General features: G+C 66.5%; 20 protein-coding genes. 12 read left to right on the top strand and 8 right to left on the bottom strand.

Annotation, left to right across the window (positions count from 1 at the left end; genetic code table 11):
* The first annotated feature begins 72 nt into the window (after nt 1-72).
* The 7 genes from QX073_RS25745 to QX073_RS25715 all read left to right on the top strand — a co-directional run bounded on the left by QX073_RS25745 (nt 73) and on the right by QX073_RS25715 (nt 7,519).
* Nucleotides 73-855, top strand: coding sequence for an IclR family transcriptional regulator (locus QX073_RS25745; protein ID WP_316164235.1), 783 nt, complete (start codon nt 73-75; stop codon nt 853-855).
* Nucleotides 855-1,730 carry an ABC transporter permease gene (locus QX073_RS25740; RefSeq protein WP_315715497.1) on the top strand — a complete coding sequence of 292 codons (876 nt, stop codon included), beginning with the start codon at nt 855-857 and terminating at the stop codon, nt 1,728-1,730. Before QX073_RS25745 ends, QX073_RS25740 begins: the two co-directional genes overlap by 1 nt.
* An 8-nt stretch (nt 1,731-1,738) precedes the next feature.
* Nucleotides 1,739-2,617 (top strand): ABC transporter permease, encoded by an 879-nt coding sequence (locus QX073_RS25735; protein WP_316226595.1) that lies wholly within the window; start codon nt 1,739-1,741, stop codon nt 2,615-2,617.
* A 14-nt stretch (nt 2,618-2,631) separates the two neighbouring features.
* The gene (locus QX073_RS25730; RefSeq protein WP_316226594.1) at nt 2,632-3,696 is read left to right on the top strand and encodes an extracellular solute-binding protein; all 1,065 of its coding nucleotides are present in this window, start codon (nt 2,632-2,634) and stop codon (nt 3,694-3,696) included.
* Entirely contained in the window at nt 3,693-4,781 is a 1,089-nt protein-coding gene (locus QX073_RS25725; RefSeq protein WP_316193387.1) for an ABC transporter ATP-binding protein, read from the top strand. The genes QX073_RS25730 and QX073_RS25725 overlap by 4 nt, the downstream gene beginning before the upstream one ends.
* Before the next feature lie 78 nt (nt 4,782-4,859).
* A complete protein-coding gene (locus QX073_RS25720) occupies nt 4,860-5,963 on the top strand; it encodes a DUF917 domain-containing protein (protein ID WP_315828060.1) in 1,104 nt (367 codons plus the stop codon).
* A gap of 2 nt (nt 5,964-5,965) precedes the next feature.
* Nucleotides 5,966-7,519, top strand: coding sequence for a hydantoinase/oxoprolinase family protein (locus tag QX073_RS25715; protein WP_316226593.1), 1,554 nt, complete (start codon nt 5,966-5,968; stop codon nt 7,517-7,519).
* Nucleotides 7,520-7,529: 10 nt separating this feature from the next.
* Here the strand turns inward: QX073_RS25715 and pncA are convergent, their stop codons facing one another.
* A complete protein-coding gene (pncA, locus tag QX073_RS25710; protein WP_315752148.1) occupies nt 7,530-8,165 on the bottom strand; it encodes a bifunctional nicotinamidase/pyrazinamidase in 636 nt (211 codons plus the stop codon).
* Between the two features lie 170 nt (nt 8,166-8,335).
* Here pncA and QX073_RS25705 point away from each other — a divergent pair, with 170 nt between their 5' ends.
* Both QX073_RS25705 and QX073_RS25700 read left to right on the top strand, forming a co-directional pair.
* The gene (locus tag QX073_RS25705) at nt 8,336-8,620 is read left to right on the top strand and encodes a hypothetical protein (protein ID WP_315715490.1); all 285 of its coding nucleotides are present in this window, start codon (nt 8,336-8,338) and stop codon (nt 8,618-8,620) included.
* A 68-nt stretch (nt 8,621-8,688) separates the two neighbouring features.
* Nucleotides 8,689-8,889: a hypothetical protein gene (locus tag QX073_RS25700; RefSeq protein ID WP_315715489.1), complete on the top strand. Its 201-nt coding sequence runs from the start codon at nt 8,689-8,691 to the stop codon at nt 8,887-8,889.
* 2 nt (nt 8,890-8,891) lie between these two features.
* Here the strand turns inward: QX073_RS25700 and QX073_RS25695 are convergent, their stop codons facing one another.
* Both QX073_RS25695 and QX073_RS25690 read right to left on the bottom strand, forming a co-directional pair.
* Complete coding sequence (locus tag QX073_RS25695) at nt 8,892-9,092, bottom strand: DUF3606 domain-containing protein (protein WP_316226592.1); 201 nt, start codon at nt 9,090-9,092, stop codon at nt 8,892-8,894.
* A 76-nt stretch (nt 9,093-9,168) separates the two neighbouring features.
* Nucleotides 9,169-10,719 (bottom strand): aldehyde dehydrogenase family protein, encoded by a 1,551-nt coding sequence (locus QX073_RS25690; protein WP_315752091.1) that lies wholly within the window; start codon nt 10,717-10,719, stop codon nt 9,169-9,171.
* Between the two features lie 827 nt (nt 10,720-11,546).
* Between QX073_RS25690 and QX073_RS25685 the strand changes: the two genes are divergently transcribed.
* The gene (locus QX073_RS25685) at nt 11,547-12,173 is read left to right on the top strand and encodes a LysE family translocator (RefSeq protein WP_316226591.1); all 627 of its coding nucleotides are present in this window, start codon (nt 11,547-11,549) and stop codon (nt 12,171-12,173) included.
* Between the two features lie 134 nt (nt 12,174-12,307).
* The gene (locus tag QX073_RS25680) at nt 12,308-13,072 is read left to right on the top strand and encodes a serine O-acetyltransferase (RefSeq protein ID WP_316226590.1); all 765 of its coding nucleotides are present in this window, start codon (nt 12,308-12,310) and stop codon (nt 13,070-13,072) included.
* 34 nt (nt 13,073-13,106) lie between these two features.
* Here the strand turns inward: QX073_RS25680 and QX073_RS25675 are convergent, their stop codons facing one another.
* The 5 genes from QX073_RS25675 to QX073_RS25655 all read right to left on the bottom strand — a co-directional run bounded on the left by QX073_RS25675 (nt 13,107) and on the right by QX073_RS25655 (nt 17,413).
* Nucleotides 13,107-13,361 carry a hypothetical protein gene (locus QX073_RS25675; RefSeq protein ID WP_316202486.1) on the bottom strand — a complete coding sequence of 85 codons (255 nt, stop codon included), beginning with the start codon at nt 13,359-13,361 and terminating at the stop codon, nt 13,107-13,109.
* Nucleotides 13,362-13,496: 135 nt separating this feature from the next.
* Nucleotides 13,497-15,119, bottom strand: a complete 1,623-nt coding sequence (locus QX073_RS25670) for a PAS domain-containing methyl-accepting chemotaxis protein (RefSeq protein WP_315715483.1) — start codon at nt 15,117-15,119, stop codon at nt 13,497-13,499.
* A 451-nt stretch (nt 15,120-15,570) separates the two neighbouring features.
* Nucleotides 15,571-15,954 carry a DUF302 domain-containing protein gene (locus QX073_RS25665; protein ID WP_316226589.1) on the bottom strand — a complete coding sequence of 128 codons (384 nt, stop codon included), beginning with the start codon at nt 15,952-15,954 and terminating at the stop codon, nt 15,571-15,573.
* A 182-nt stretch (nt 15,955-16,136) separates the two neighbouring features.
* The gene (locus QX073_RS25660) at nt 16,137-16,529 is read right to left on the bottom strand and encodes an EF-hand domain-containing protein (RefSeq protein WP_316174768.1); all 393 of its coding nucleotides are present in this window, start codon (nt 16,527-16,529) and stop codon (nt 16,137-16,139) included.
* Nucleotides 16,530-16,678: 149 nt separating this feature from the next.
* Complete coding sequence (locus QX073_RS25655) at nt 16,679-17,413, bottom strand: thioredoxin family protein (protein WP_316226588.1); 735 nt, start codon at nt 17,411-17,413, stop codon at nt 16,679-16,681.
* A gap of 945 nt (nt 17,414-18,358) precedes the next feature.
* Here QX073_RS25655 and QX073_RS25650 point away from each other — a divergent pair.
* Nucleotides 18,359-18,571 carry a hypothetical protein gene (locus tag QX073_RS25650; RefSeq protein WP_316164226.1) on the top strand — a complete coding sequence of 71 codons (213 nt, stop codon included), beginning with the start codon at nt 18,359-18,361 and terminating at the stop codon, nt 18,569-18,571.
* Nucleotides 18,572-18,575 lie beyond the last annotated feature (4 nt).

Raw genomic sequence — 18,575 nt, 5'->3', positions numbered from 1 at the left:
CCTTGCGGCAGACGGTCTGCCGCTTCTAGAATTTGGGACTACGTTCCAAAAAATGGAACAAACGGTATCATCATGAGCGCCCTGACCAACGCCATCGACATCCTGCGCTGCTTCTCGACCGCGCGGCCCGACCTCTCCTTTGCCGACGTCCAGGTCCTGACCGGCAAACCGAAAAGCTCGACCTCCCGCCTGCTCCGCTCGCTGCGCGATTGCGGCCTGCTCGAGCAGGATCCGCACAGCCGCCGCTACCGGCCGGGCCTGCTCACCTTCGAGCTCGGGCGGCTGCACCGGGCCCATGACGACCTGATCGCCACCGCCGAGCGCGAGCTGCGCGATGTCTGCGCGCGCACCGGCCACACCGGCTACATCGCCGTGCTCGACGGCTATCAGCAGGTGGTGCTGCGCATCGTGCCCGGCTCCAACCCGCTGCGCGTCGTCAACCCGCCGGGCCAGCGCACGCCGGCCATCATCACCTCGAACGGCCGCGCCATGCTGGCGCGTCTGACAGACCAGGAGATCCGGACGCGCGTGCCGCTCGACTACCCGAAGGTCCCGGCCAACTCGCCGCAGAACTTCACCGAGCTGATGGCGCGGCTGAACGAGATCCGCCGGACCGGCATCTCGGACGCCGCCGACGAGGCCATCGAGGGCGTCGGCTCGCAGGGCTTTGCGCTGACGGGCGGCGAGAGCGGTGAGCTGATCGGCATCGCCGTCTCCTACTCGGTCCAGGCCACCACCGAGATCGAGCGTGCCAATGTCCGCCGCGAGCTCGGCAGCATGGCCGCAAAGCTGCGGCGCATGACCGGCGATCCGCTCGGCCAGACCATCGAGCAATTGGCCGGACTGGCCTCCTGATGACGAGCAGCAGCGCGCCGCGCGTCAACAGCCTGGCGCTGTTGATCCTGCCGAGCGCGCTGCTGTTTGCGTTGTTCTTCTTTCTGCCGATCGGATTGATGGCGGTGATGAGCGTCCTGACCGGCAACCCCGTGGTCATGCCGAACGTCGCCCTCACAGCCAGGCACTATGCCCGCATGGGCGATGACGGCTACTATCTCGAGGTGATCTGGACCACGATCCGGATCGGCCTCTGGACGACGCTCGCCGCGCTCGTGATCGGCTACCCGCTCGCGCATTGGATGGCGCGTATCAAGAGCCGCACCGGCCATGCGCTGCTGCTGATGGCCGTGCTGGCGCCGATGCTGACCGGCATCGTGGTGCGTACCTTCGCCTGGATGACGCTGCTGTCCGACAAGGGTGTCATCAACCAGATCCTGGCCTCGCTCGGGCTGGTCACAAGGCCGTTGCAGCTGATGTACAATGAGACCGGCATCATCATCGGCCTGGTCCACATCTATGTGCCTTTCATGGTGCTGACGCTCACCGGCGTGATCGGCCGCATCGACGAGCGGCTGGAGCAGGCGGCGGAGAATCTCGGCGCCAGCCCATGGCGCGCATTTCTCGAGGTCACCCTGCCGCTCAGCCTGCCCGGCATCCTCGCCGGCTCGCTGCTCGTCTTCGCGCTCGCGATCAGCGCCTATGTCACCCCGATCCTGCTCGGCGGCTTCCAGGTCATGACCTTGCCGATCCTGATCTACCAGCAGATCTCCGCCAACTTCAACGTCGGCTTCGCGGCTGCGCTCGGCATGGTGCTGCTCATCATTTCGCTCTCGCTCGTCATCGCGTATAATCACGTGCTCGGCCTCGTTTCGGGCCAGCGCGAGCTGCAATGAGGGCGCAGATGACGAGCCTTGCTCCGGGATCGCGGCCGCCGCTCGCTGCGCCAATCGGTCCGGTAGCCACACCTGCCCTTCGCAGCAAGGCGCGGCCGCTCCGGTGGGGCCGCAGGCTCTATCTCGCCGCCAACACCGCCATCCTCGTCTTCCTGCTGGCGCCGATTGCGATCGTGATCGTGTTCGCGCTCAACCCGACGCCTTTCATCCAGTTTCCACCAGTCGGCATCTCCTTTCGCTGGTTCGAGAAATTCTTCGCCTCGGGCGACTTCATGCACGCGCTGCTGTTCAGCATCGAAGTCGCGGCCATGACCACGGTCGCGGCGACCGTGCTGGGCGCCTCGGCCGCGCTGGCGATCGCCCGCGGCAACCTGCCAGGCTCCCGGCTGATCGTGGCGACCATGCTGTCGCCGCTCATGCTGCCGGCGATCCTGACCGGTCTTGCGCTGTTCCAGTCCTACGTACTGCTCGACGTCGGACGCCCGGTGTGGGGGCTGGTGGCTGGTCACACGCTGGTGACGATTCCCTACGTGGTGCGGACCACGCTCGCCGTGCTGCACAATTTCGATGTCAGGTTGGAGGAAGCCGCGCAGAATCTCGGCGCCAGCCCCACCCGGACCTTCTTCGAGATCACGCTGCCGCTGGTGAAGCCCGGCGTTCTGGCAGGCGCGATCTTTGCTTTCATCGTCTCGTTCGACCAGTTTCCGGTGTCGCTGTTCCTGGTCGCGCCGGGCAGCGAGACCTTGCCGATCACGCTGTTCAACTATCTGAAGTTCGATCTCGACGGCACCATCGGCGCGGCCTCGGTGGTCTCGATCCTGCTCGCCTTCATCGTCGTCATCGCGCTCGACCGCACCGTAGGTCTTCGCTCCTACGTCAAACTCTAAGGGAGATCCCGGACATGACCGCCTCATCGCGTCGTTTTCCCCTGAGCCGCCGCCGCCTGCTGACCGCGGCTGCGTCGCTCGGCGCCGGCGTTGTCGCTGCTCCCTTTGTCGCGCGTGCGGACGAGCCCGTTCTCAACGTCACCGGCTGGGGCGGCAAATGGGGTGACGTGATGAAGGCCGAGATCGGCCCGGCCTTCGAAAGCGAGTTCAAGTGCAAGCTCAAGACCGACACCGCGCTGCCATTCCTGCCGAAGCTGCAGGCGAGTTCGCGCTCGGCTCCCATCTACGACGTGCTGCACACCAACTCCAACGAGCAGTGGGCGGCCGTGGAGATGGGTCTCGTCGAGCCCAAGGTCGACCCCAAGCTGGTTCCGAACATTGCCGACGTCTACCCTTACGCCGTCAGCGACAAGATCGTCGGCGTCTGCATCTTCACCAGCGCCATCGGGCTCGGCATGCGCACCGACAAGGGCTATGGGAGCGTCACGTCGTGGAAAGACTACTGGGATGCGAAATTCAACGGCGCGCGCGGCGGCTATGTGATCCCTGCCAACAGCCTTGGACAGGCGTTCGTGATGATGTGCGGCGCCCTGTATGGCAAGGGCCAGACCGACCTCGACGCCGCCTATGCAGCGCTGGAGAAGCTGAAGCCGATCAAGCTGGTCGACTTCACCGGCGCGATGGAGAAGCTGATCCTGTCCGGTGAGGTCGGCCTCGGCATCCTGCATGATTCCGGCATCTATCGTTACGACGGTCAGAACCAGCCGGTCGACTTCGTCACGCCGAACGAGGGCGTGCTGTCGCTCGAGCAAGTGCTGAGCATCACGCCCGGCAGCAAGGTGAAGGAGCTCGCCAACGCCTATATCAACTACATGCTGCGCCCCGAGGTTCAAAAGCGCCTCGCCGAGACCGTCTGGTATTCGCCGGCCAACAAGAAGGTCAAGCTCGACTCCAAGTATGACGCCAAGCTGCTGACGACGCCGGAGAAGGTCGGCAAGCTGATCCAGGTCGACTGGAAGTGGTACAACGCACGGAAGGACGAGATCGACGGCCGGGTCAACCGGATCTTCCGCGCATGAGCGCTGCCATCGAGATCGCCGCGGTCAGCAAGATCTACGACGGCGGCGTACGCGCAGTCGACGCGGTTGCCGTGAACATCAGGCCTGGCGAGTTCTTTTCGCTGCTCGGCCCGTCCGGCTGCGGCAAGACCACCACCCTGCGCATGATCGCCGGCTTCGACAGCCCAAGCGCCGGCGAGATCCGCCTCGACGGCGCCGACATCACCCACGTGCCGGCGCACAAGCGCGACATGGCGATGGTGTTCCAGAACTACGCCCTGTTCCCGCACCGGACCGTGGCCGAGAACGTCGCCTTCGGCCTGCGCATGCGCAAGATCGACAAGGCGACGATTGCCGCGAAGGTGAAGGCAGCGCTGGCGATGGTTGAACTCGGAGGCCTGGAGAACCGCAGGCCGGCGCAACTGTCCGGCGGCCAGCAGCAGCGCGTCGCGCTCGCCCGCGCCATCGTCATCTCGCCGCGCGTGCTGCTCTGCGACGAGCCGCTCGGCGCGCTCGACAAGAAATTGCGCCAGCAGATGCAGTTCGAACTCAAGCGGCTGCAGAAGACGCTTGGCCTCACCCTCGTGTTCGTCACCCACGACCAGGAGGAGGCGCTGGCCATGTCGGACCGCATCGCGGTCATGAACGCCGGCCGCGTCGAGCAGATCGGCACCCCGCTCGAGATCTACGATCAGCCGCGGACGCGTTTCGTTGCCGATTTCATCGGCGACACCAACATTTTTCGTGGTCAGCGCGTGACCTTGGACAATGGCGTCGGGATAGCCGTCGGCAACGGTCTGGTGCTGGCCCTGGCGGACACAGTTGCAGCAGCCGAGGCCGAGGTTCTGTCGGTCGCGCTGCGGCCGGAGAAGATATCGGTATCGCCAGCCGAGGTGGCCGATGCCAAGCGGACAGGCATGTCCGCGCGCGGCACAGTCGAGAGCACCAATTTCCTCGGCGGCGCGGTGCTGTACCGCATCGCCCTGGAGTGCGGACAGCACGTGCTGGCGCAACAGCCGAATTCCGGAGCTGGTCCTCTCCACGCGCCGGGTCAAACGGTCACGCTCGACTGGCGTCCGGCCGATCTCGTCATTCTCGAGGATTGATATTGTGAGCGTTATATTCCTATTCCCGCAGCAGTACCGTGCGCCGCAGTCACAGAGCGACGTCGAAGAGCTTGTGCCGTGAGCGCAGCCGGCATGAAGACGATCAGCCTCGACGACATCGAGGCGCTCGCGGTCGGCGCCTGGATCCTCGGCACCGGCGGCGGCGGCAGTCCCTATCTCGGCCTGCTCAACCTGCGCCGGCTCTATGCGGAGGGGCGTCGCGTGCAGATGATATCGCCGCTCGACCTCGCCGACGACGACTGGGTCGCGGTGGTCTCCAACATGGGCGCCCCCTTGGTCGGGCAGGAACGGCTGGCCGACAGCCGCAGCATCGCGCGTGCGGTGCGCATGCAGGAGGAGATCAACGGCATCACATTTCGCGCCGTGATGTCGGTCGAGATCGGCGGCGGCAACGGCATGCAGGCGCTGATGGCGGCGGCGCATCTGAACATCCCCGTGGTCGACGCCGACTGCATGGGCCGCGCCTTTCCCGAGGCGCAGATGACATCGGTCGCGATCGGCGACCTCAAGCCCTATCCCTGCACGCTCTACGATCCCCGCGGCATCGAGGCCGTCGTGACCAAGGTGCCGAGCTGGAAGTGGATGGAGCGCGCCAGCCGCAAGATCTGCGTCGAGATGGGCTCGATCGCCTCGACCAGCAAGGCGCCGCGCACGGGCCGCGAGGTCAAGGACTGGGGCATCCATTTCACCACCACCAAGGCCATCGCCATCGGCCGCGCGGTCGAGGCAGCGAACCGGAGCCACCAGGATCCGATCGCGGCGATCCTCGATTGCGAGGGCGGCCAGCGGCTGTTCAGCGGCAAGATCGTCGACGTCGAGCGCCGCACCACCGAGGGCTTTCTGCGCGGCAGCGCCGTCGTGGAGGGCAGCGACGACGATCGCGGCACCCGGCTCAAGCTGTCGTTCCAGAACGAATGGATCGTGGCTTGGCGCGATGGCGAAGCGATCGCGATGTCGCCAGACCTGATCTGCGTGCTCGACAGCGTCAACGGCCACGGCATCGGCACCGAGACGGCGCGCTACGGCCAGCGCGTCACCGTGATCGCGCTGCCCGCGCCCGCCGTATTGACCAGCCCGCGCGGGCTCGAATTCGTCGGCCCCCGCGCCTTCGGTTACGACCTCGATTTCCGGTCGCTGTTTGCGACCCCTGGAGCTCCCTGAGAATGAAGCGGATTGGCATTGACGTCGGTGGCACCAACACCGACGCCGTCCTGATTGCCGACGACCATGTCGTCCACTCCGTCAAGGCTGCGACCACCGCCGACGTCACCTCCGGCATCCTCGCGGCGCTGAAGGCGCTGCGAGAAAATCCCGCGGCGGCCGTGCCGGTCGACGCGGTCGTGATCGGCACCACGCATTTCATCAATGCGGTGGTGCAGCGGCGGCACCTGCAGAAGATCGGCGCCATCCGCATCGGCATGCCCGCCTCCGCCTCGCTGCCGCCGTTCTGCGACTGGCCGGGCGATCTCGCCGCGCTGGTCAGCGGCGAGACCTTCATGCTCGAAGGCGGCCACGATTATGATGGCCGCCCATTCATGCCGCTCGACATCGGCGGCCTGACAGCCGCCGCGCGCGCGATCAAGGCCAAGGGCCTGCGCGCGGTCGCGGTCGCCTCGTCGTTCTCGCCGCTCGACCCGAGCTGTGAGATCGCGGCGCGGGAAATCCTCGCCGAGATCTGCCCTGATGTGGCCGTCACGCTCTCGCACGACCTCGGCCGCATCGGACTGCTGGAGCGCGAGAACGCCGCCCTGCTCAATGCCGCGCTCCACGACCTCGCGGTCACGACGGTCGCCGCCTTCCGCAAGGCGATCGCGGAGTCCGGCATCGATGCGCCGCTGTTCCTGACGCAGAACGACGGCACCGTGATGCAGGCGGAGATCGCGACCGCCTTCCCGGTCATGAGCTTCGCCTCCGGCGCCACCAACTCGATGCGCGGCGCCGCGTATCTCTCCGGCCTCGACGACGCCATGGTCGTCGACGTCGGCGGCACCACCAGCGACATCGGCCAGTTGCGCCACGGCTTTCCGCGCGAGGCCAACACCGTCGTCGAGGTCGGCGGCGTCCGCACCCTGTTCCGCATGCCCGATTTGCTCTCGATCGGGCTCGGCGGCGGCAGCCATGTCGAGCAGGATCCGGTCCGCGTCGGCCCGCTCAGCGTCGGATACCGGCTGACATCCGACGCGCTGGTGTTTGGCGGCGACCGCCTGACCGCGACCGACATCGCGGTCGCGGCGGGGCTGATCGACATCGGCGACAGATCGCGCGTCGCGCATCTGCCGAAAAGCCTGATCGACGCCGCGCTCGCCGACGCCCACCGCAAGCTCGAGGGCGACATCGACCGCATGAAGACCGAGGCCGGCGACGTGCCGCTGCTCGCGGTCGGCGGCGGCGCCTTCCTGGTGCCGGAGCGCCTTGCCGGCATCTCCACCATCGTGCGCGTCGACCATGGCGACTGCGCCAACGCGGTCGGCGCCGCCATCGCCCAGGTCTCCGGCGAGGCCGACCAGGTCTTCCGCGACCTGACCCGCGACGAGGCCATCGCGGCGGCGCGGGCCATCGCCGAGGAGCGCGCGGTGCAGGCCGGCGCCGACCGCGACACGCTCAAGACGGTCGATGTCGAGGACATGCCGATCGCCTACCTCCCCGGCAACGCGCTGCGCGTCCGCGTCCGCGTCGCCGGCGCCATCGCCGAGCCGACCATCGGCGCGGCGGCGTAGTCCATCGTCGCTACGCCAGCTCGGCGATCCGCTCGACCCCAGCCTCCGCGCCCTGCGCCTTGGCCGCCGCCATCGAGCCGCCGAGGTCGATGCCGCGGCAGGCGTTGTCGATGACGATGGCTGCGAAGCCGAGCCGCCGCGCATCGACCGCCGAATAGTGCACGCAGAAATCGGTGGCGAGACCGACCAGGAAAACCCGCTTCAGGCCGCGCTCGCGCAGATAGCCGGCGAGGCCCGTGGGCGTGGTCTTGTCATTCTCGAAGAACGCCGAGTAGGAATCGATCGCGGCACGAAAGCCCTTGCGGATGATGAGCTGCGCCTTGTCGGTCGCAAGCTCGGCATGGAAGGCGGCGCCCGGCGTGCCCTGGATGCAGTGGTCCGGCCACAAGGTCTGCGGCCCGTAGGGCATCGTGACGCTCTCGAACGGCGCCTTGCCGGGGTGGCTCGAGGCGAACGAGCTGTGTCCCGCCGGGTGCCAGTCCTGGGTCAGGACGACGTGATCGAACATCCCGCTCAGCCGGTTGATCGCCGGCACCACGGCATCGCCGTCGGCCACGGCGAGCGCGCCGCCGGGACAAAAATCGTTCTGCACATCGATGATGAGCAGCAAATCCTCGTTGGCCCTGATCTGCATTCCGGTCTGCATCCGTTTCACTCAAACTCCATCAAGGATGGCCCCAGCCCGCGGCGATCTCAAGCCGGGCCGCCGAATAATCCGCGGCAAGCCAGCCCCTCCATTTTGGAATCCCTGCCCTGCAGGATGGGCCTGGAAACACCCGCCGATTCATGGATTCTCCCGGCGGGAGAGCGTGGCCGATGCAGACTGCCGTCACACACCATTCCGCGAGCCAGCGTCTCGAGCGCTGGGCGGTCGCCACCCTGCGCGAGGCCGGCGCGATCGTCGAATGCGAACAGCACGGCTGGATGCGCGAGCGCGGCGACCCGCATGCGCTGGCGCGGGCGCTTCGCATCGCACGCGACGATCCGCCACGCGGCTTGTGTAGTTCGGACGCGCTCGCGGCGATCGAGGCCGTCCTGGCGGCGACCGGCGACACCTGCCCTGATTGTTCACGGCACGGAGAGCCGGAATATCCGCCGTGATTCAAATAAGTGATTCCGTAGCTACCCCGAGATGCCCTAGCCTGAGGCCTCCACCGGGAGACGCAATCATGCCGAATCATCCGGTCCCCTGGCTGCTGCGCAAGCCGTGCCCGACCTGCGGCCGTGCGCTCGCGGTTCGCGAGGGCAAGGGCGGGCGCCGCGAGCTTGCTTGTCCGACCTGCGATGGGCCCGATCCGCTGCACTCGCCCAAGGCGCTCCGCTGGGCGAGGGGATCGCTTCGGCCGCCGGAGCGGCCGAAGCAGCATTGACGTCACCGACCCGTCAGCTTGCGCTCGACTTTCTTGCGGCTGTTGCCGACCTTCTTGACCGCCTTCTTCACCGCGGACGCCGAGCGGCCGCTCTTCTTGGCTTCGTAGCGGACTTCGTGGTCCTGTCCACCCGCGACGCGGGCGCGATCCTGGTTGCGTCCGCGAGCTGACTTTGCGGTCGAGGCTTTCTTCTTCGTTGCCATGGTGCATCTCCTTATCAGCGCGCAACGCACGACGCAGCGAAGCGGTTCCGCCGATGAGGGAGCCCCATCGCATCGATCAACCGAGGTCGAACTTGACGCCCTGCGCCAGCGGCAGGCTGCGGCCGTAGTTCACGGTGTTGGTGGCCCGGCGCATATAGGCCTTCCATGAATCCGAGCCGGACTCACGGCCGCCGCCGGTCTCCTTCTCGCCGCCGAACGCGCCGCCGATCTCGGCGCCCGAGGGGCCGATATTGACGTTGGCGATGCCGCAATCGGAGCCGCGCGACGACACGAACAGTTCGGCCTCGCGCAGATCATTGGTGAAGATCGACGACGACAGCCCCTGCGGCACCGCATTGTGCAGCTCGATCGCGGCATCGAGATCGCGATACGGCATCACATAGAGAATCGGCGCGAACGTCTCGCGCTCGACCGGACCGGATTGCGATTCGATCTCGACCAGGGCCGGCCGCACGTAGTACGCCTCCGCAAAGCCGCCGACCGCGACGCGCTCGCCGCCGAACACGCGGCCGCCGTGATCCCGCGCGGCGCTCAGCGCGTCCTGCATGGCGTCGTAGGCGCCGCGATCGATCAGCGGGCCGATCAAGGTGCCCTGCTCCAGCGGATTGCCGATCGCCACCGAGGCGTAGGCCTGCTTCAGCCGCGGCACGAGCTGGGTGTAGACGTCGGCATGCACGAACAGGCGGCGCAGGCTGGTGCAGCGCTGGCCCGCGGTGCCCATCGCCGCGAACGCCACGGCGCGCAGGGTGAGATCGAGGTCGGCCGTGGGCGTGACGATCGCGGCATTGTTGCCGCCGAGCTCGAGGATGGCGCGGGCAAAGCGGCCGGCAAGACAGGCGCCGACGACGCGCCCCATGGCGGTCGATCCGGTCGCCGACACCAGCGGCACCCTGGCATCGTCGACCAGCATCTCGCCGACCGCGCGGCCGCCGAGCAGCAGGCCGGCGAGCCCCTCCGGCGCCTCGCCGCCCTCGCGGCGATAACGCTGCAGCGCGCGCGCCAGCAGCGCGTCGGTCGCGAGCGCGGTGAGCGGCGTCTTCTCCGACGGCTTCCAGACGACGCTGTTGCCGCACACCAGCGCCAGCGCTGCATTCCAGGCCCACACCGCCACGGGGAAGTTGAAGGCGGAGATCACGCCGGTGACCCCCAGGGGATGCCAGGTCTCCATCATCCGGTGCTCGGCGCGCTCGGTGGCGATGGTCAGGCCATAGAGCTGGCGTGACAGGCCGACGGCGAAGTCGCAGATGTCGATCATCTCCTGGACCTCGCCGAGCCCCTCGGAGACGATCTTGCCGGCCTCGATCGAGACCAGGCGGCCGAGCGCGGCCTTGTGGGCGCGCAGCTCCTCGCCGAACAGCCGCACCAGTTCGCCGCGCTTCGGTGCCGGCTTGAGCCGCCACTGCAAGAACGCGGCATGCGCGCGCGCGATCACCGCGGTCGCATCCGCTCTGCTGTCGTCATGCACATGGGCCAACACCTCGCCGGTCACCGGCGAACGGGCGGCGCGCGTCCCACCGCGCAGCCGCTCCGGCGCGACGCCGAGCGAGGTCAGGATCTCGGCCGTTTCGACAACGAGTGTCAGGGGCGATGCTTGGCTGGGCGACATATGCAACTCCTGATTGTCCCACGCACCGGTGCACGCGAGACGTCATGAATGGTCCATCGTAAACGCCCCCGTGTAGATCAAATCCGGCTGCGGCGCGAGCACCCGCGCGCTGGGCAAACGGCCACTGGGCAGGTGGCTCGTCGGCGCACGGAGGCGTCCTCCCGCTCGTTCTGTTTCGCGCGCGCCGGCTCAGCCTTCTGGCGCGCATCGGCGAGATCCCGCGACGCAACGCGCCCGGGCTGATGGGATCGACGATCCCTCGCGAAACACGAGGGCGCGGGGAATGCCGGGAGCTGGCCGCCCCCATGGCCCGCCTGCGGAAAAAAATGCAGGCGGCAGGAACCACAGGTTCAGCCGAGACATCCCGGCATTCCCCGCGCGATGGTCTTCACGCTTATATCGTGATCTCCCCGGTGTACGGCTGTTTAGCCACCGTCGCCTCGGGATCATCGCCCGACGGCTTGGCGCCAGCGTCGCGGCGCCAGGACCACACGACTTCACGTCCGCAAGCCCGCCGTTCGTCCGCGTGCAAGCACGCTGCGACAGGCAAGCGGCCATCGCCTCCCCGCCTCACGTGTCGTGACGATCGCGATACGCCCCTCGTGGCGAAGCAGGATGGATGCAGTAGAGCACATTTTCTGGAAAAGCGAAAGCGCTTTTTTTGGAGCGCCGCAGTGATCGAAGGTCGTTCATGACACGTCTTGCGTTGGCAGACGGATTGTGATCGTCGAGGAAAACGGCGAAGCGGCTCTCGCAACAAAGATCATTGCGGCCCTATCCGCCTCGATATACCAACGTCGCATATGTCCTCGCGAGAGACGATCAGCATGACGATCGAGACTTTGTTCGCGTTTGCGGGAACGTCCGTCATCCTCCTGGTGATCCCGGGGCCGACGGTTCTGCTGGTGGTCTCCTATGCGCTGGGCCAGGGGTGGCGAACCGCGCTGCCGACGGCCGTCGGCGTCGCGCTGGGCGACTTCACCGCCATGACCTTGTCCATGCTGGGCGTCGGTGCGTTGCTGGCGACCTCGGCGCTGCTGTTCACCGTGCTGAAATGGATCGGCGCGGCCTATCTCGTCTGGCTCGGGATCAAGCTGTGGCAGGCCGGCGGCGCGCTGAACGCCGTGCCGCGGACCGACAGGACCTCGGCGCTGAAGATGCTCGGTCACGCCTGGATCGTCACGGCGCTGAACCCGAAGAGCATCACCTTCTTCGTCGCGTTCCTGCCGCAGTTCCTCAGTCCGAACGGCAGCTTCCTCACGCAGATGGTGGTGTTCGAATCGACCTTCGTCGTGCTCGCCTTCGCCAACGCCGTCGGCTATGCGCTGATCGCCTCGCGCGCCCGCGCGCTCGTACGGAGCACGAAGGTGATCAGCATCTTCAACAAGGCGGGCGGCACCCTTCTGATCGGTGCGGGCGTCGCCGCCGCAGCGGCGCGGACGGCGCAGAACTGAACGAGCTGCGACCTTCGGCGTGGATCGTCGCCGGCCACATCGGATGACGACGCCCGCGAGGCGTCGTCCAGGTTTCTGCAACGCGCAGGTCAGGCTATATTGTCGCCGTCACCTGTTATCGAGCAGGCTTTGCCATGGCCGACACACACCCATCCAGTCCCGAGCTCTGGTCGTCGATCCAGCACGAGGCCCGGCGCATCGCCACGGCCGATCCCGTGTTCAGCCGCGCCCTGTCGGCTGCAATCCTCGATCATTCTGATCTCGGCAGCGCCGTCGCGCAGCAGATTGGCATCCGCCTCGGCAGCGGCGATGCCGCGCGCGCCCGATTTGCCGCGGTCGCGCGCGAGGCGTATGCCGCCGCGCCTGAGCTCGTCGAGGCGGCGGGTCGCGACCTCGGGGCGATCGCGTCGCAGGATCCAGCGACGACGGCGCTGCTGCCGCCGCTGCTGAACTACAAAGGCTACGTCGCGCTGCAGGCGCATCGCGTCGCGCACTGGCTCTGGAGCAACGGGCAGTCCGACCTGGCGCTCCTGATGCAGGCGGACTCGTCAACATCCCTGCAGGTGAGCATCCATCCCTCGGCGCGGCTCGGGACCGCGGTGTTTCTCGATCATGCCACCGGCATCGTCATTGGCGCCCACAGCAGCATCGGCCACGACGTCACCATTCTGCAGAACGTTACGATCGGACGACACGACGCGCTGCCCGGCCGCGCCCCGCGGATCGGCCGCGGCGTGCTGCTCGCCTCGGGCGCGACCGTGCTGGGCGACGTCGCGATCGGTGATTTTGCCAAGATCGGCGCCGGTGCCGTCGTCACCACCGATGTGCCGTCGGGCTGCACCGCCGTGGGCGCGCCGGCGCGGCTGACGAACTGCCCGGAGCAGCCGGTCCCAGCCTGACCACGACTCCTCGCGACCCCTGGGGCGGCCGGTTCTACAGCAATGTTTCAAGCTTGCCCGCGGTGACGGAGATCAGGTCGCGGATCTTGTCGCACTCGGCCGCAAGCGGTGCGAGGGCCGGATCCGACCTGATGCACCGGTCCAGATTGTCGACCGCGCTTCGCCAAGCCTCCAATTCGCGCCGCAGCCGTCCGACCTCGCCGGTGACCACCGCATCGCGCAGCCGTTCTGCTTTCGCGCCGATGATACGCAACGAGGCCCGGGCGGGAAATGCGAGGATATCAGCCACGGGTCGCCCCGATGAGAAAGGTGGAATTCGGCGAAGACGACAGGCGCATGACGTGCGGGGCGGCGGCATTGCCTGCAACCACGCGGCGGCCTGGATTGACAGGCCGCCGCGCGATCGGTGCTTTCCGATCCGACCTCAAGCCGCGGCGCGCTCGGCCAGCGCCTGAGCCTCGGCCGCGGCGCGCGCCATGCTGGACGACATCTCGCTCGTGACGGTGCTCTGCTCCTCGACGGCGGCGGCCGTCGACGTCACATACTCGCTGACGTTCTGGATCGCCTGCTTGATCGAGCCGAGAGACGTGACGACGCCCCCGGAAATATTGTTGAGACTGTCGATCTCGGTCGCGATCTTGTCGGTGGCGGTCTTTGCCTGGGTGGCAAGGTTCTTGACCTCGGAGGCAACGACGGCAAAGCCCCTGCCAGCTTCGCCGGCCCTGGCGGACTCGATGGTGGCATTCAGCGCCAGCAGATTGATCTGGCCGGTGATGTTGTGGATCATCTCGACGATGCCGCTCATCGACTGAGCGGCATCGGAGAGCCGCTGCGCCTGCGCGTCGGCTGAGGTGACACGGTCCACCGCGCCCATGGCGGTCTCGCGCGACTTCGTCATGGCTTCGGAAATCTCCCGCACGGACGCGTTGAGCTCCTCCGCGCCCGCCGCCACCGATTCCATCATGGCGCGCACGCGCTCGTTGCCCATGCGAACGAAGACCTGCCGGGTGACGTCGGTCGCGTATTTGACCACCTTGAACGGCTTGCCGTTGAGGTCGAGGATCGGATTGTAGGAGGCCTGGATATAGACCTCCCGGCCGCCCTTGCCGATGCGCTTGTATTCGGCCGACTGGTACTGACCACGGTTCAGGCTGGCCCAGAAGTCGCGGTAGGCGGCGCTCTCCCGCTCGGACGGTTCGACGAACATGCTGTGATGCTTGCCCCGGATCTCGGCCAGCGTGTAGCCGAGCGCATGCAGGAAATTGTCGTTCGCGGTGATGACCGTACCGTCCATGTTGAACTCGATCACGGCCTGGGACTTGCCGATGGCCTCGATCTGGCCGGCGAGGTCGGCGTTCGTCAGCTTCTGCGCGGTGACATCGGTTGCGAACTTGACGACCCCGATTGGCCTGCCCGTCGCATCCAGCACCGGATTGTAGGTGGCAAGGATCCACACTTCCTTGCCGCCCTTGCCGATGCGCTTGTATTCGCCGCCCTGATATTCGCCGCGATTGAGAGCTGCCCAGAACTCGCGGTAGGCCGCGCTGTCGCGCAGCGCGGGTTCGACGAACATGCTGTGATGCTTGCCCTGGATCTCGTCGAGGCGATAGCCCAGCGCGTCCAGGAAATTCTTGTTGGCACTGACGATGGTGCCGTCGAGCTTGAATTCGATCATGGCCTGCGCGCGATCGATGGCGGCAAGCTTGGAGCCGTCGGCCATGCTGCGCAGCTTCTTCTCGGTGATGTCGGTCGCGAACTTGACGACCTTCACCGGCTTGCCGGCGCTGTCGAGGACGGGATTATAGGACGCTTCGATCCAGATTTCGCGACCGCCCTTGCCGATGCGCTTGAACTCGGCGGCCTTGAGCTCGCCGCGGCTCAGCGCCGCCCAGAACTCGCGGTAGGCGGCACCGTCGCGTTCGGAAGGCTCCACGAACATGCTGTGATGCCTGCCCTGGATTTCCTCTAGCTGATAGCCGAGTGCGTTCAGGAAGTTCTTGTTCGCGGTGATGATCGTGCCGTCGAGCTGGAATTCGATCACGGCCATCGCGCGACTGATTGCTGCAAGCTGTGCTTCCGCGTCCGAGCGGCTGTTCGATCGAAACAACAAGGTAACCTCCAGATGAAGAGTTCGTTTGCAGATGGTCGGCGGCGACGACGATCGTCCCGCGCGCCCGGCGACATGTCTGCGCAAAAATTGATGCAACTTGTTCCACTCTCGTTAAAGCGCGTTGAGAATTCCGGCTTTTCCGTAGTTCTACCGCTGTGACATGACGTCCGACATACAATAACGTCGCGCGGAAGCTGCGCTGCGGCCCCCGGAGCGTCGACAATCGGGCGCGTGGCGCGGAGATCGTGGGGCGTCAAGTCGGTCGATCGCATGCCTGCCGCAGCTCTGCTGCGGAAGCATGCGATCACCGCGGTCCATCATCCCTGGTGTCGTCATGCACCTGGGCCGGCGATCCTCCGATCAGCGGTGGTCCCGTTGGACGGCAGAGCTAGACCGCCTCGACCACCGTCTTCAAAGCGTCAGAGACCTTTGTGGCGAGCGTCGCGAGCGCCGCGTTCTCGATGGCCTGCATCGAGGCGACGGGATTCACGGCGGCGACCTCGACCCTCCCGCCGATCTCCTGGACGATGACGTTGCAGGGAAGCATGGTGCCGATCCGGCTCTCCGCCTGCAATGCCTCATGCGCCAGCTTCGGATTGCAGGCGCCCAGAATGGTGTAGGGCCGAAAGTCGGCGCCGATCTTCTCGCGCAGCGTCGCCTGCACATCGATGCGGGTCAGAACGCCGAAGCCGCGCGCCTTCAGCTCGGCCGTCACCCGCTCGATCGCCGCGTCGAACGATAGATTGACCGCTTTGGCAAAGTAGTAGGTCATGCTCGCCTCTTTCCGGCTGGTCTGCCGCCGCGTCGACGCAGTTCGTCGCACGCGGCGATCGGATCTGACGGCGGCACTGTTGCGCGTCCGTGCGGCGGGCACTTGATCGAGATCAGCGAAATGGCCGCACTTGCCGGACTCGCGCCGGCGCAGGCCCGGCCATCACGCCGGTTCGACGCCGGTCATTGCGGCCCGTGCATGAACGCCTGCATCTCTTCCGGGGTCAACTTGCCGTCCTTGTTGCTGTCCATGGCCTTGAAGATGCGCTCATGCGCCGCCTGGAATTCCTGCAGCGAGATCGTGCCGTCGCCGTCGGTGTCGACAAGTGCGAACACCATGCGCATCAATGCCGGGCCCATGACGCCGCCGCCCATCCCGCCGCGTCCCATCGGGCCGGGCATATGCCCCATCATACCGCCGCCCATCATGCCGCCCATCGGCGAGCCGGTTCCCGGGGCCATCGCAGGCGGCATCTTCTGCTGATCCGGCGTGGTCTGGCTTTGCGCCAGCGCGGCGGCGGTGCCGCAGGCAAAAACCAGGGCTGATATCGTCAGTCGCAACATGGCTCGGCGCATGGAAGCCTCCTCGAATGCGGCATCACGCGCGACAAGTCCGCCGACCGGGCATCGATCCTATAAGGACCCTTCACGATTTCCTGTGTCCGCATGGCGGCACTGACGGCGCGGCGGATCACGCTACGCTGATCCGCCCTACTCGTTTCGATCTACTGGCCGCAATGACAGTCTCGCGCGCCGCTTTCCTCATATTCATCGTGCAGGCGCACCCAATCGGAGAGATTTCCGCGGCCGGTCTCGTTGCGGCCCTTGGGCGTGAGATCGAGATAGTGATAGGCGCCGATCAGGGGATCGCCGCCGCGGGAGCGGACCTGGAACGTGCAGAAGATATTGCCGGCGTCGTCCTTGGTGAACACGGTCAGGCCCGGGAGCTCGGGCGACCTGCTCGTCAGGGGTGCGAAATTGTAGGCGGCCTTGCCCGTCGCGATCTGCTCGTCCGAGAACGAGACCTGAAAGTCGAAGTTGAAATCACTGCCCTCGGATGACACCCAGTCGAACGCCCAGCCCATGCGCGCCTTGAACGGCGCGATCTCGGCGAGCGGCGCACGCGACACGACGACCAGGCTGACATCGTGGTGCCGGAGGTGCTGGTTGGCGCCGTCGATGTGGTCGCACAGAAACGAGCAGCCGGGACAGCGGTGCGGATCGCCCGGCGCCATCATGAAATGATAGACGATCAGCTGGCTCCGTCCCTGAAACAGGTCGCCCAGGCTGACGGGTCCGTCCGCCGCCTGGAAGACATAGTGCTTCACGACCCGGACCCACGGCAGCGCCCGGCGGGCGGCAGCCAGCGCATCGCGCTGCCTGATGAAGGCCTTCTCCTGGGCGAGGTGGGCGCGATGCGCTTCGGTCCATTCGTCCGCGGTGACTATTCTGGGGGTCATGTCTGGAGTCCTCCGTGTCCTTCGCAGAGGACGATGCAAGGCTCGGCGGCCCGACACCGACGCCATCTATTTTCTCGGCGGGTCATCGCAGCGCGGCCGGGTGCGGGGAACCGCGGATCGACCAGAAAAGGCCAGCGTCGGGCGCCCCCACTCCCATCTCAGACCGGCGTGCGCGGTCGACCTGATCCACCGCCCGCTCTCGTCCGTTTCGGGGCAGCCATGGCAGACGTGTCGGATCAGAGCAGTGACTCCCACAGCGGTCGGACCGAGCCGGCGCGCTGCCGCGGCTGCGGACAACCGGCGCGCGCGGTTCAGAGCATCCTGAACCCACGAACCGGCGAAGCGGCGCGTCTGTTCAATTGTACCGCCTGCGGATCTGTCAATTGGATGGACGACCGGCGGTGAGCACCGGTTCGGTCGCGGCTGGCTGCCGGCAAAAAACTGATCCGCGAGGAACAGACCTCGCATTCGGCCGTTTTCGATGATCGCCTCCGGTCCTGCAGACCCTGCCTCAAGCCGATGGTCTTGAGCTTCGCCATCGCGAGCGGGTCAGGCATCCCATGACGATCCTGACCCGCCGGTTGCGACGGCACGAGCTGAACACCATCGACACCGCGGCACCTCGGCTTTGGCTCGGCAGCGGCACGCGTGGCGCATCTCGTCGCTGAGCTGCGACAACGCCTGGCGGAGGTCGGTCTTGTCGCCGACAACGAGTATCAGTTCCCGATTACGAGCCTGCGCTCGCCGAAGCCCTCCGTCTCAGCACGGTGCATGTGAAGCGGGTGCTTCAGGAGTTCCGCGTTCAGGGTGTTCCGGACATCCGCAGGAACCTTGTCACAATGTTCGATTTTGAGATGGTCGTGGCTGCTGGAGGGTTCGATCCCGCATATCTCCACCAGATCGACGGCTCCCGCCTTCGGGTGACGGCAGATCAGGACGAACGAGATGCGCTTCTATGTGACAAGTCCTGGCGAAATGCGCGGCGATGGCGTCGATTTCGATGATGTCGAGACGGTGCTGATGCAGACGGCGGACACCGCGCTTGCAATCGCACGCGACCGGCTCGATCCCTCCTCCACGAACGTCAGCCTCAAGGTCAGCTCCGATGACGGCGAGGTCGGGCATGTCACGGTTTCGGTGCTGATCGAGCGCGGTTGATCGC

It is taken from the genome of Bradyrhizobium sp. SZCCHNS3052, assembly GCF_032484495.1.
Lineage (GTDB): Bacteria > Pseudomonadota > Alphaproteobacteria > Rhizobiales > Xanthobacteraceae > Bradyrhizobium.
Note: the sequence above shows the minus strand (reverse complement) of the source record. Positions and strands in the feature narration are given on the sequence as shown.